The organism is Actinomadura sp. NBRC 104412, assembly GCF_030269515.1.
In the GTDB taxonomy this organism is placed as follows: Bacteria; Actinomycetota; Actinomycetes; order Streptosporangiales; family Streptosporangiaceae; genus Spirillospora.
Window position 1 is genome coordinate 281561 of record NZ_BSTM01000005.1, and the last position, 13025, is coordinate 294585.

11 protein-coding genes are annotated in these 13025 nt (G+C 72.9%); all 11 read right to left on the reverse strand.

From position 1 onward, the window contains the following. Nucleotides 1-1533 precede the first annotated feature (1533 nt). Nucleotides 1534-1803 (reverse strand): 30S ribosomal protein S15, encoded by a 270-nt coding sequence (rpsO, locus tag QSK21_RS09270; RefSeq protein WP_285694999.1) that lies wholly within the window; start codon nt 1801-1803, stop codon nt 1534-1536. Nucleotides 1804-1961: 158 nt separating this feature from the next. Next, on the reverse strand, nt 1962-2903 hold the full coding sequence (locus QSK21_RS09275) for a bifunctional riboflavin kinase/FAD synthetase (protein ID WP_285695097.1): 942 nt from the start codon (nt 2901-2903) through the stop codon (nt 1962-1964). 135 nt (nt 2904-3038) lie between these two features. Continuing rightward, nucleotides 3039-3701: a PAQR family membrane homeostasis protein TrhA gene (gene trhA / locus QSK21_RS09280; RefSeq protein ID WP_285695099.1), complete on the reverse strand. Its 663-nt coding sequence runs from the start codon at nt 3699-3701 to the stop codon at nt 3039-3041. 305 nt (nt 3702-4006) lie between these two features. Continuing rightward, the gene (gene truB, locus QSK21_RS09285; RefSeq protein WP_285695000.1) at nt 4007-4912 is read right to left on the reverse strand and encodes a tRNA pseudouridine(55) synthase TruB; all 906 of its coding nucleotides are present in this window, start codon (nt 4910-4912) and stop codon (nt 4007-4009) included. Beyond that, nucleotides 4909-6198, reverse strand: coding sequence for a DHH family phosphoesterase (locus QSK21_RS09290; RefSeq protein ID WP_285695001.1), 1290 nt, complete (start codon nt 6196-6198; stop codon nt 4909-4911). The genes truB and QSK21_RS09290 overlap by 4 nt, the downstream gene beginning before the upstream one ends. Beyond that, nucleotides 6195-6683, reverse strand: a complete 489-nt coding sequence (rbfA, locus tag QSK21_RS09295) for a 30S ribosome-binding factor RbfA (RefSeq protein WP_285695002.1) — start codon at nt 6681-6683, stop codon at nt 6195-6197. The genes QSK21_RS09290 and rbfA overlap by 4 nt, the downstream gene beginning before the upstream one ends. A 35-nt stretch (nt 6684-6718) precedes the next feature. After that, entirely contained in the window at nt 6719-7015 is a 297-nt protein-coding gene (locus tag QSK21_RS09300) for a DUF503 domain-containing protein (protein ID WP_285695100.1), read from the reverse strand. A gap of 416 nt (nt 7016-7431) precedes the next feature. Further along, on the reverse strand, nt 7432-10428 hold the full coding sequence (gene infB, locus QSK21_RS09305) for a translation initiation factor IF-2 (RefSeq protein WP_285695003.1): 2997 nt from the start codon (nt 10426-10428) through the stop codon (nt 7432-7434). Between the two features lie 108 nt (nt 10429-10536). Continuing rightward, the gene (locus QSK21_RS09310; RefSeq protein WP_352231267.1) at nt 10537-10920 is read right to left on the reverse strand and encodes a YlxR family protein; all 384 of its coding nucleotides are present in this window, start codon (nt 10918-10920) and stop codon (nt 10537-10539) included. A 144-nt stretch (nt 10921-11064) separates the two neighbouring features. Beyond that, entirely contained in the window at nt 11065-12108 is a 1044-nt protein-coding gene (gene nusA / locus QSK21_RS09315) for a transcription termination factor NusA (RefSeq protein WP_285695004.1), read from the reverse strand. A 25-nt stretch (nt 12109-12133) separates the two neighbouring features. Further along, nucleotides 12134-12784: a ribosome maturation factor RimP gene (gene rimP / locus QSK21_RS09320; RefSeq protein ID WP_352231268.1), complete on the reverse strand. Its 651-nt coding sequence runs from the start codon at nt 12782-12784 to the stop codon at nt 12134-12136. Nucleotides 12785-13025 lie beyond the last annotated feature (241 nt).

Genomic DNA, 13025 nt, shown 5'->3' on the forward strand with positions numbered 1-13025 from the left:
CTCAGATCCGCACCAGGTCCCGACCCGCCCGTGCGCCGTAAAGCCGCCGCGAACCTCCGTTCACCACAGCCTCACGACCGCCGCGTGCCCTGGGACCCGCCACAAACCTCAGCCCGCCGCAGACCCAGCCTGCACCAGATCCCGACCCGCCGCGAACCTCGGCCCACAGCGTGACGCGACCTGCCACAAGCCGCCGGCCGCCACAGACCCAGCCTGCACCACATCCCGGCCCGCCGCGCACCGCGAAACCGCCGCGAACATCCGTCCGCCACAGCCCCACGGCCACCGTAAGACGCTACGGATCTCGGCCCGCCGCGTGCTGCGGTCAACCACCGACCGCGACCCGCCGCAAATCCAGCCTGTGCCGGACCCCGACCCGCCGCGAACCGTGAAGCCGCAGCGAACATCCGTCCGCCGCAACCCCGCGACCGCCGCGAGCCCCGGATCCAGGACGGACCCCGGTCCACCGCACGCCGCGATCGATCACCGACCGCGATCTGCCACAGACCCAGCCTGCACCAGATCCCGACCCGCCGCGAACCTCGGCCCACGGCGTGACGCGACCTGCCACAAGCCGCCGGCCGCCACAGACCCAGCCTGTGCCGGAGCCTGACCCGCCGCGCGCCGCATGGCCGCTGCGAACATTCGTCCGCCACAGCCCCACGGCCGCCGCGAGCCCAGGATCCAGAACGGACCCCGGTCCGCCGCATGCCGCGGTCAACCACCCACCGCGACCCGCCACAGGTCCAGCCTGCACCAGACCCTGACCCGCCGCGTGCCGCGAAGCCGCCGCGAACATCCATCCGCCACGGCCGCCGCGAGCCCAGGATCCAGAACGGACCCCGGTCCGCCGCATGCCGCGATCGATCACCGACCGCGATCTGCCACAGACCCAGCCTGCACCAGATCCCGACCCGCCGCGCGCCGCATGGCCGCTGCGAACATTCGTTCGCTGCAACCCCACGACCGCTACGAGCCCTGGACCGGCCGCGAACATTGGCCCACGGCGTGACGCGACCTGCCGCGAGCCGCTGGTCGCCGCAGATCCAGGCCGCGCCGAGCCCTGACCCACCGCACGCCGCGAAGCCGCTGCGGACTTTCGTTCGCCGTGGCCTTGCGACCGCTGTGCGTTCCGGGATCCGCCGCCGCTTGGACCCAGAGCCGCCGCGTGCCCGGATCTATGGCGGACCTCCGTCCGCCACGGATTCTGTCGCGGGCGTCCGTGTGGACGCCGGGCTCTTATGAGTCCTACCCGGAGAGCCGTGGCCCTACAAACACCGCCTTGGCTGAACGCGACGGTGTTGCGAAGCCGCAACCTGGGCGGTTCATAGGGTTCGCCCGAACAGGCACATGCCGCGCGGGTTGGCGGTCGACCGGCCCTTGGCCTGTCCACGGCGTTGCCGCGAATGCCGTAACTCTGTTTTGCGCAATCTTACGCGGCGTGGGGCGTTGTGCGTCACAACCCTGGCGGCTGGGGACGCCTCTGTGTGGCGTACGGAAAAGGGAGCGGCCCCGGGGTCGCTCCCTTGTTCGCTACCGGCGCAGGCCCAGGCGTTCGATCAGGCGGCGGTAGCGGTTGATGTCCTTGTTGGCGAGGTACTTCAGGAGACGGCGACGCTGGCCGACCAGCAGCAGGAGGCCGCGGCGGCTGTGGTGGTCGTGCTTGTGCTCCTTGAGGTGCTCGGTGAGATCGTTGATCCGCCGGGTCAGCAGCGCGACCTGGACCTCCGGGGATCCGGTGTCACCCTCACTGGTCGCGTACTCGGCGATGATCTGCTTCTTGGTGGCGGTGTCGAGCGACACGAGGCTCCTTCGATGGGTCGTCAACCCGCAGATCCCGCGCGGTGGGGCACGGCGGTCCGCGTGGTGCGTGGAAGATGGGGCGGCCGCATGAGGGTGCAGCACGCCAAAGCCGGGGCCTTCCCCGGCGACTCTTCACCGTACCATGGCGGCGCCGCGGGTCAGGACGAGGTGATCTCGCGGGCCCGGACGACGTCGCGGTGCATCTCCTCGATCAGGGCGTCGATCGAGTCGAACTTCAGCGTGTCGCGGATCCGCGCCTGGAAGTCGACCGCCATGTGCTCGCCGTACAGGTCCAGGTCGTCACGGTCCAGGGCGTACGCCTCGACGGTGCGCTCGCCGCCCTCGAAGGTCGGGTTGGTGCCGATGGAGATCGCGGCGGGCCAGCTGAAGTCGGGATAGCGGGCGGAGTCGCATACCAGGCGGCCCGCGTAGACCCCGTCGGCGGGGATGGCGGTGTGCGGAAGCGTCTCGAGGTTGGCGGTGGGGAACCCGAGAGCCCGCCCCCTCTGGTGGCCGCGCACCACCACGCCCTCGACCCGGTGGGGACGGCCCAGCGCGTGCGCGGCGTCCTCCACGGCACCGGCGTTGAGCCTGGAGCGGATGTAGGTGGAGGAGATCGTGTCGCCGTTGGCGACCAGCGGCATGCCCACGGCGGTGAAGTCGTACTTCTCGCCGAGCTGGATCAACAGCGCCACGTCGCCCTTGGCGCGGTGCCCGAAGCGGAAGTCCTCCCCCACGATCACGTGTGCCGCGTGCAGCCGGTCGACCAGGACCGACTGGACGAACTCGTCCGGCGGCACCTTGGACAGCTGCAGCGTGAACGGGACGACGGCCACGGCGTCGGTGCCCAGACCTTCGAGGAGTTCGACGCGGCGGCGGGTGGAGGTCAGCAGCGGCGGGTGGGTGCCGGGACGCACCACCTCGTCCGGATGCGGGTCAAAGGTGATCACCACCGAGCGCAGCCCGCGCTCGCGGGCCGTCTGGGCGGCGCTGCGGACGATCCGCTGGTGCCCGCGGTGCACACCGTCGAACACTCCGATCGTCACGACCGATCTGCCCCAGTCGGCGGGAACCTCGTCGAGGCCATGCCAGCGCCGCACCATGCTCTCCCTGAGTTCGACCTGCCTGCCGGTCTGTCTCGTCTTCAGACGCCTTAAAGACTGCCATGCGGCTCGGTTGCGGGGTGTACGCGGGGCGGGTGTCTTGATTCTACCCGCCGGTAACGGCCCCGATGCTCAGGCCGACTGGTAGATGACCAAAGACACGGCGATGTACTGCATGATGTACGCGGCCAGCGTGCAGGCGTGGAAGACCTCATGGAAGCCGAACCACCGCGGGGACGGGTCGGGACGGCGAAGCCCGTAGACGACACCGCCCACGCTGTACGCGACGCCTCCCAAGGCCACCAGGACACAGGCCGCGACCCCGGCGCCCTCCAGGAACTGGGGCATGAACAGCACCGCGACCCAGCCCAGCGCGATGTAGAGGGTGACGTACAGCCAGCGCGGCGCGGCGACCCAGGTGATGCGGAAGACGACGCCGGCGATCGCGCCCGTCCAGATGACGGTGAGCACGACGGCGCGGACGGCGCCGTCCAGGGCGACGACGGCGAACGGGGTGTAGGTGCCCGCGATGATCAGGTAGATGTTGGCGTGGTCGAAGCGCCGCAGTACCTCCAGGAGCCGGGTGGACCGTTGCCGGTGGTAGGTGCCGGAGATCCCGAAGAGCAGGCCGGACGTCGCGACGTACACGGCGGAGGCCAGCCGGGCGGACAGCGTGGGCCCGAGCGCGATCAGGACGAGCCCCGCGAGCAGGACGGCGGGGAAGGCGCCCAGGTGAAGCCAGCCGCGCAGGCGGGGCCTGGTCGGCGACGCGGCCTCCGGTTCCGGGCCGGGCATGGCGCGGACGGCGGCGGGGGGTTCGGCCTCTCGCGCGTCCCGGTCGCCGGTCTGGGCCTCGGTCGAAGACGCAGTGAATCGGTGGCTGTGCGGTGTCACTGGCGACCTCCTCACTCAACAACCTACGGTAACGTAGGTTACGCGACCGTAGGTTAGGGGGAAGGGACCGACCGCGTGAGCCCTGCCACGTAACCCGGGGGGAACACGCCGATGACTCGGATCGTGCCATGTGAGCGGCGTCCGAAACCAGTTGTCGGCGAGGTCCCCGGCATCGGGCGCCCGCCGCGACGGCCTGAGAGCGTCCCTTACGGGACGAAGACGGCCAGCGGTTTGGCGGCCTTTCCCTGCTCCTCCACCAAGGCCAGCAGGGTGCCGTCGGGGGCGAACACGCCGACCGGGCCCGGTCCCTGGCCGATGGCGGGCAGGCGGCCGCCGTGCATGACCTTGCGTGCGTCCTCGGCGTCCACCTCGCGGCGCGGGAACACCGCCGCCACGGCCTCCCCGATCGGGAGGATGTCCAGCTTCTCTTCGAGCTGCTCGATCGTGCGGGCCATGCTCAGGTCGTACGGGCCCACACGGGTGCGGCGCAGGTAGGTCAGATGCCCTCCGGTGCCGAGCCGCGCGCCGAGATCGCGGGCCAGCGCCCGGATGTAGGTGCCGGACGAGCAGGCGATGGAGGCGTCCACGTCCAGCAGGTCGCCCTCACGGCGCATCCCGGTGATCGTGAAGGAGTGCACCGTGACCGGCCGCTCCTCCAGGGCGACCCGCTCCCCCTTGCGGACCATCGTGTACGCCCGCCGCCCGGCCACCTTGATCGCGCTGACCTGCGGCGGGACCTGCCGGATCTCGCCGGTCAGCGCGGCCGCCCCGGCGCGCACCTCGGCCTCGGTGACGGACGCGGCGGACGCGGTGGCGGTGACCTCGCCCTCGGCGTCGTCGGTGTTGGTGGACCGGCCGAGCCGGATGGTGGCGTCGTACCCCTTCTCCGTCAGCGCCAGATGGCCCAGCAGCCGGGTCGCCTTCTCCACCCCGACGACCAGCACCCCGGTCGCCATGGGGTCGAGCGTCCCGGCGTGCCCGACCCGCCGGGTCCCGGCCAGGCGGCGCAGCTTCCCCACCACGTCGTGGGACGTCCACTCCGCGGGCTTGTCCACGATGACCAGCCCCGACGGCGGCCCCTGTCCCCGCCCCGCCGCACGCCGACCGGTCACGGCGTGCCTCGCAGGGCGGCGCGGAAGCGGTCCAGGATGTCGGCGGGCTCGCCGGTCGCGGTGAAGGCCGCGGCGGTGCGGTGGCCGCCTCCCCCCAGGGCCACGCAGGCGCGCCCCACGTCGACGGTGCCCTTGGAACGGGTGGAGACGTACCAGTCACCCTGGTCGTTCTGCTTGCAGACGACCGCGACCTCGGCCTCGTCGGTGCGGCGGAGCTGGTCGATGACGCCTTCGAGCTGGTCGTAGGGGACGCCGCGGCTGTCGCGCTCGGCGCGTTCGACGGTCGTCCAGACCAGGCCCAGGCCGCCCGCGGCGTCACGTTCCAAACGGGCCCGGCCGAGCGCGCCGGCCAGCACCATCAGGTAGCCGAACGGGGCGCGGTCCCACAGCTCGCGGCTGACCGCGTCGGGCCGGACGCCCACGGCCAGGAGCCGTCCCGCCATGTCATGGACCTGCGGCGTGGTGCACGGGTACTTGAACGAGCCGGTGTCGCTGGCCAGCCCCGCGTACAGGCACTGCGCGACGTCGCGGGTGAGCGGCACGCCCAGCCTGCGGATCAGCTCGTCCACCAGCACGGCGGTGGCGGCGGCGGCCGGGTCGACCAGCCGCACCGCGCCGAAGCCGGTGTTGGACGCGTGATGGTCGATGACGACCAGCGACCCTGCCCGTGCGGCGCGGCCGGCCAGCGAGCCGAGCCGTTCGGCGCCCGCCGCGTCCAGCGTGATCATCACCTCGGGGGCGGCGGGCATCCGCGCGGGCTCGATCAGAAGTTCCTGGCCGGGCAGGAAGCGCAGGCTGGCCGGGACGGTGAACGGCTCGCCGAACGAGGCCACGCAGCGCTTGCCGAGGGAGCGCAGGGCCTGGGCGAGGGCGAGCATGGACCCGAGCGCGTCGCCGTCCGGGGAGATGTGACAGACCAGGCAGATGTCGTCGGCGGCCCGGATGGTCTCCACGGCCCCGTCCCAGTCGAGGTCGGCCCAGCGGGCGCCGCCTCCGCCCCCCGAACGGTCACGGGGGTCGTCCAGGCCGCCCGGCCCGTCGGCCTGGCGCCGGTCGCCGCCGCCCGGCCATGCCTCGGCTGAGCCGGGCGGCACCGGGCCGGGTGAGCCCGGTGAGAAGACGGCGGGGACCAGGACGCCATGCGGGACGGGGCCTCGCGCCCGTGCCCGCGCGTGGTCGACGGCGGCCCCTCGCGCCGCCGCGGCCCGGGCCGGTCCCGTGGCCTCGTGATCGCTGGTCCAGACGGGCCCCGCCGCCCGCGTCCGGCCAGTCACCGGCTCGTTCACGATGACGAGTGTCCCAAGTCGCCATCCTCGTCGTCGTCTGTTTCGCCGACTTCGTCGCTATCCGTATCCCCGTCGACACGGTAAGGGTTGGCGTCGCCGGCGTGGGTGGCGCCCCGCGCCGCCCTGGCGACCTCCTCGTCCCTGGCGCGGGCCTTGGCGAGCAGGTCGTCGATGTGGGCCGCGTTCTCCATGAGGGAGTCCTGGACGAAGGTGATGCTCGGGGTGTGCCGGACGCCCGTCTTGCGGCCCACCTCGCTCCGGATGACGCCCTTGGCGCTCTCCAGGGCGGCCGCCGTCTCGGCCCGCTCGCCGTCCGACCCGTACACCGTGTAGTACACGGTGGCGTCACGCAGGTCGTTGGTGATGCGGGTGTCCGTCACGGTCACGAAGCCGAGCCGCGGATCCTTGATCCGCCGCTCCAGCATCTCCGCCACGATCTGCTGGATGCGGTCAGCGAGCTTCCGCGCGCGCGCTGCGTCCACCATGATCGCACTCCCTTTCCATGGTCCTGGCGAGAAGGTCAGTCCTCGCCGTTGTAGAGCCGCCGCCGTGCCGACAGCAGCTCGATCTCGGGGCGACCGGCCACCAGCCGCTCGCACTGGTCCAGTACCTCGGTGCAGTTGCCCGCGCTGCCCGACACCACGGCCACCCCGATCTCCGCGCGGCGGTACAGGTCGTTGTCGCCGGTCTCGGCGACGGCCACGCCCGGGAACCGCTTGCGGACCTCGGCGATGACGGGACGGACGACCGAGCGCTTCTCCTTGAGCGAGCGGACGTCCCCCAGCAGCAGGTCGAGTGTCAGCGCACCCACGTACACCTGATGGATCACCTCTGATTCAGTTGGGCGCCTCACCGGGAGGCGGCACGGCGGACGAGCGGCCCGGAACGTTCGCGGCCGTCCCGGACGGGGAAGGGGCGCGCCCTGCCTGGCAGGGTATGCCGAACCGGCCTCTCCGGACGAACGGGATCTCCCCGGCCGCACACGGCCATCCGCGTCCCTGGACACCGCGGACCCGGCCTGCCGTACCGGCACGGGCCACGCCCGATCGGGATCGCCGGGTTCCGCGAGGCCGCGGTGGCACGGGCCGGGGACCCCGCGCCGAGAGCGCCGGAACGGGCACGTCCGCGGCGCGGCGCCGAGGCGTGGATCGGGGATCCCGCCCGGCGCCGCGCCGCGGCCCGTCACGACGCTCCCGGACGGGTCGTCCCGTCCGTCCCGCGGCGGACGAGTGCTCAGTCGCGGGGCTTCTCCCGCATCTCGAAGCACTCGATCACGTCGCCGAGCTTGATGTCGTTGTAGCCGATGCCGATTCCGCACTCGAAGCCCTCGCGGACCTCGGTGGCGTCGTCCTTGAACCGGCGCAGGGACGTCACCGTGAGGTTGTCGGCCACCACCGTGCCGTCGCGGACGAGCCGCGCCTTGGCGTTGCGCTGGATGACGCCCGAGGTGACCATCGAGCCGGCCACGTTGCCGATCCGCGGCACCTTGAAGATCTCGCGGATCTCCGCGGTGCCGAGCTGGACCTCCTCGAACTCCGGCTTCAGCATGCCCTTGAGGGCCGCCTCGACCTCCTCGATCGCCTGGTAGATGACCGAGTAGAAGCGGATGTCCACGCCCTCGCGGTCGGCCAGCTCCTGCGCGTTGCGCTCGGGCCGCACGTTGAAGCCGATGATCACCGCGCCGTTGGAGGCCAGCGACAGGTTGACGTCGTCCTGCGTGATCGCGCCGACGCCGCGGCGGATGACCCGCAGGCTGACGTCCTCGCCGACGTCGATCTTCGACAGCGAGTCCTCCAGGGCCTCCACCGAGCCGGACACGTCGCCCTTGAGGATGAGCAGCAGCTCCTGCCGCTCGCCCCTCTTCATGAAGTCCTCGAGGGTGACGCTCGGGCGGCTGCGGATCAGCTCGGCGTTGCGCTTGCGCGTGCTGCGCCGGTCGGCGATCTGGCGGGCCACCCGGTCGTCCTCGACGACCAGGAAGCTGTCGCCGGCGTCCGGCACCGCGGTCAGGCCGAGCACCTCCACCGGGCGGGACGGGGGCGCTTCGTCGACGTTGTTGCCGTTCTCGTCCAGCATCGCCCTGACCCGGCCGTGCGCCACGCCGCAGACGATCGAGTCGCCGACCCGCAGCGTGCCGCGCTGCACCAGCACGGTCGCCACGGTGCCGCGGCCCCGGTCGAGCCGGCCCTCGATGGCCGAGCCCTGGGCCGGCATGTCCGGGTTGGCCTTGAGGTCCAGCTCGGCGTCGGCGGTCAGGATGATCGCCTCGAGCAGCCCGTCGATGTTGGTGCCCTGGCGGGCGGAGACGTCGACGAACAGGGTCTGGCCGCCGAACTCCTCCGCGACCAGGCCGTACTCGGTGAGCTGGGCCCGGACCCGCTGCGGGTCCGCGCCGGGCACGTCGATCTTGTTGACCGCCACCACGATCGGCACCCCGGCCGCCGTGGCGTGGTCGATCGCCTCGGTGGTCTGCGGCTTGACGCCGTCGTCCGCGGCGACCACCAGCACCACCAGGTCGGTGGTGTCGGCACCGCGGGCACGCATGGCGGTGAACGCCTCGTGACCCGGGGTGTCGATGAAGGTGATCCTGCGGTCCTCGCCGTCGACCTCGGTGTGCACCTGGTAGGCGCCGATGTGCTGGGTGATGCCGCCGGCCTCGCCGGCCTGCACGTTGGCGTGCCGGATGGCGTCCAGCAGCTTGGTCTTACCGTGGTCGACGTGACCCATGACGGTCACCACCGGCGGGCGCGGACGCAGGTGGCTCTCGTCGCCGTCGTCCTCGCCGTACTCGATGTCGAAGGACTCGAGCAGCTCGCGGTCCTCGTCCTCGGGGCTGACGACCTGGACGTCGAAGTCCAGCTCGAGCCCCAGCGCCTGGAGGTCGTCCTCCTCCACCGACTGGGTGGCGGTGACCATCTTGCCCAGGTGCAGCATGATCTGGACCAGCGAGGCCGGGTTCGCCCCGATCTTCTCGGCGAAGTCGGTGAGCGTGGCGCCCTGCGGCAGCCGGATCACCTTGCCGTTACCGCGCGGTGCCTGGACGCCACCGATCGCCGGCGCCTGCATCTGGTCGAACTCTTGACGCCGCTGCTTCTTCGACTTGCGCCCGCGTGCGGGACGCCCACCGGGACGCCCGAAGGCACCCTGCGTGCCGCCGCGGCCACGGCCACCGCCGCCCGGACGGGGACCGCCGAAGCCGCCACCGCCACCAGGACGGCCGCCACCGGGACGCGGGCCGCCGAAGCCGCCACCGCCGCCGCCGGGACGCCCGGCACCGGCCGGACGACCGCCGCCGGGACGGCCACCGCCGCCCGGACGCGGGCCGCCGGGGCCACCGCCACGCCCTGGGGCGGACGGCCGCGAGGACGGCATGTTCATCGGGCTGGGCCGCGGGCCGCCCGCGGGGCGCGGCGGCATGTTGCCCGGGCTCGGGCGGGGGCCGCCGGCACCGGGACCGCCGGGACGCGGGCCCGCCGGACGCGGGCCGCCGGGACGGTCGCCGGAGCGCTCGCCGCCCGGACGCGGGCCGGGACGCGGACCCTGACCCGGCCTGGGCGCCTGGCCCATGCCGGTGTTGGTCGAGCTGAACGGGTTGTTGCCCGGACGCGGGCCACCGGGGCCGCGGCCGCCGCCACCGGCACCCGGCCGGGGGCCGGGACGCGGGCCCGGCTTGGGCGCGCGCGGGCCGGGACGCGGGCCGCCGTCGCGGGGGCCGCCGTCACGGCCGCCCACAGGGCCGCCACCGGGCGCCTTCGGTACGGGCGGCGCGGGGGAAGCCGAAGCGGCGGGCGTCACAGGCTGGCTGGGCGCGGGCGGGACCGGACCAGGACGCGGCCCCGGACGGGGCGCGGCGCCCTGGCCGCCGCCCTGGCCTCCCGGACCGGCGGGGCCGGGCCTGGGCGCGGACGGACGCGGGGCCTGCGGCTTGGGCGGTGCCGGACGGGCACCGCGCTGGGCGCCCGAAGGCGCCGAAGCGGCCGCGCCGCCCTGTCCCTGCCGCGGCGCCTGCGGGCGCGGGGCGGGACGCTTGGACGCGACCTTCTTATCCCCCTGCTTGGCGGGGGCGGATGAAGAATTGGAGAAAGCTTCTGTGAGCCTGCGAACGACCGGCGCCTCGATCGTGGAGGACGCCGACCGCACGAACTCGCCCATTTCGTTGAGCTTGGCCATGACGACCTTGCTCTCTACACCGAACTCCTTGGCGAGCTCGTAAACCCGGACCTTCGCCACTGCACTCCCTACTCGGCCCGGGGGTGCGGCCTCCGGGCCGTCGCTAACTTGCCGTACTCATCGCGGCGTGCTCATCGAGCGCTCATAGCAATCTCGACCTGCTTCCGACTAGACGTCGCTTACCATTCGGCCATCCTGCTGCCGCGGCGCCGGGGCCGCAAGTCCGTCGCGCAGCACACCGGTGTCGAGCGGCCCCGCCAGGCGAAAGGCCCGGGGGAACGCCCGACGTCGCTCAGCGAGCTCGAGACATCCCAGGTCGGGATGCAGATGCGCACCCCGGCCCGGCAGCCGTCCCGCGGGATCGGGGACGATCACGCCCTCGACCACCACCAGACGCAGCAGGTCGGTCTTGGCCGCGCGGACCCGGCAGCCCACACAGGTGCGCTGGGGGACCGTACGGCCACGTGAGGGAAGTCTACCGCGCCGAGGCGTCGGCGTGACCTGTCGCATGCGCTCCTCATGATCCAATTTCGCCGGATCCGGCCGTTTCATTCCGTTTAGGATCGCCGACGACCGTATAACGCCTCGTGCGGCCCCGCTATGCCCGGGGCCGGACCGGGAGCGGACGCGTCCGGCCCTGCGCGGCACGTACCACCAGGCGCGGTAGGGCCAGGCGGTAGGGCCACGCGGGGACGGCTAGGACTGGGCCTGGGCGGTGCCGTCGCCGGTGGCGGCCTCGGATGGGGACGGGGACGCCTGGGCGGGCCGCTCGACCTGCCGCTCGACCTGTTCGGTGTCGGACCGGATGTCGATCCGCCAGCCGGTCAGCCGGGCGGCCAGCCGGGCGTTCTGCCCCTCCTTGCCGATCGCCAGCGAGAGCTGGTAGTCGGGCACGATCACCCGGGCGACCCGCGCGTCGGGATCGACCACCTCGACCGCGGAGACCCGCGCCGGGGACAGCGCGTTGCCCACGAACTCGGCCGGGTCCTCGGACCAGTCCACGATGTCGATCTTCTCGCCGCGCAGCTCGTGCATCACGTTGCGGACGCGGCTGCCGAGCGGGCCGATGCAGGCGCCCTTGGCGTTCACCCCCGGCTTGCGGGAGCGCACCGCGATCTTGGTGCGGTGTCCCGCCTCGCGGGCGATCGCGGCGATCTCGACGGTGCCGTCGGCGATCTCGGGCACCTCCAGGGCGAACAGCTTGCGGACCAGGTTGGGGTGGGTCCGCGACAACTGCACCGAGGGGCCGCGGTGGCCCTTGCGCACCTGCACGACGTAGGCCCTCAGGCGATCGCCGTGGTCGTAGGACTCGCCGGGCACCTGCTCCTGCGGAGGCACCACCGCCTCGATCTTGCCGAGGTCCACCAGCACGTTCCGCGGGTCCTTGCCCTGCTGGATGATGCCGGAGACGATGTCGCCCTCGCGGCCGGCGTACTCGCCGAAGGTGAGCTCGTCCTCGGCGTCCCGCAGCCGCTGCAGGATCACCTGCTTGGCCGTGGTCGCCGCGATCCGGCCGAACCCCGTCGGGGTGTCGTCGTATTCCCTGATGGGCTCGCCCGACTCGTCGGTCTCGGTCGCCCACACGGTGACGTGGCCGGTGTCGCGGTCGAGCTCGACCCGCGCCTTAGGGGCCGCGCCCTCGGTGCGGTTGTAGGCGATCAGCAGGGCGTCTTCGATGGCCTTGACGGCCACGTCGAGCGAGATGTCCTTCTCGCTCTCCAGGCTCCGCAAAGCGGTCATGTCGATGTCCACGAGGTTCCCCCCTCTAATCCGGCCTGGCCGGCGAACAGGTATCCGGCCTGGCCGGCGAACAGGTGTCCGGCTCGGCCGGAGAACGCGGTTCCGCGGCGTCACCGGCGGCCGCGCCGGCGGCGGGGCGGAACTCCACCTGCACCCTGCCGCGGCCCAGCTCACCGAGAGCGAACCGGCGCCTGGTCGTCTTCGGCTGCGGGCCGCCCTTGCCGGGCCCCTTGCCGGGCCCCTTGCCAGGTCCCTGGGAGCCCTTCGGCCCGCCCTTGGCGGTCGTGACGACGTCGATCACGACTCCCTCGTCGTCGGCCTCGACCACCCGGCCCTCGATCTGGCCGCCCTCGGCCAGCGGGGCCACCACCAGCCGCCCGGCGGCGCGGCGCCAGTGCCGGGGCTCGGTGAGGGGGCGGTCGACGCCGGGCGAGGTCACCTCGAGCACGTACGGCCCGGCGCCCATGACGTCGGAGGCGTCGAGCAGGTCGGAGGCTGTCCGGCTGAGCACGGTGATGTCGTCGAGGCTCACGCCGCCGTCGGCGTCCACCACGATCCGCACCAGCCGCCGCCTCCCGGCGGGCCGCACGTCGACCTCCTCCAGGTCGAAGCCGGCTTCGGTGACGGCGGGCGCCAGCAGCCTCCGCAGCGCGGCCACCGTCTCCGCCCGGCCCACGGCGGCGGAGGCGCCGTTGCCGCTCCGGTGGTCGCGGTGGTCGCGGCTCCGGCCGTCGTGGCCCCGGTGAGCGCGTCCACCGCCGGACTCCCCGCCCATGGGACCTCCTCTGAGTTGTGCGGGCATCGCCGCGTATTGCCTGCCCTTCGCGTCGCTCTTCAAGACTATCGACAGCCGGGCACCTCAGCGGCCTTTCGGAGAGGTCACCGGCGCGCCGGATATGGAATGCTTGAGCTGGCCC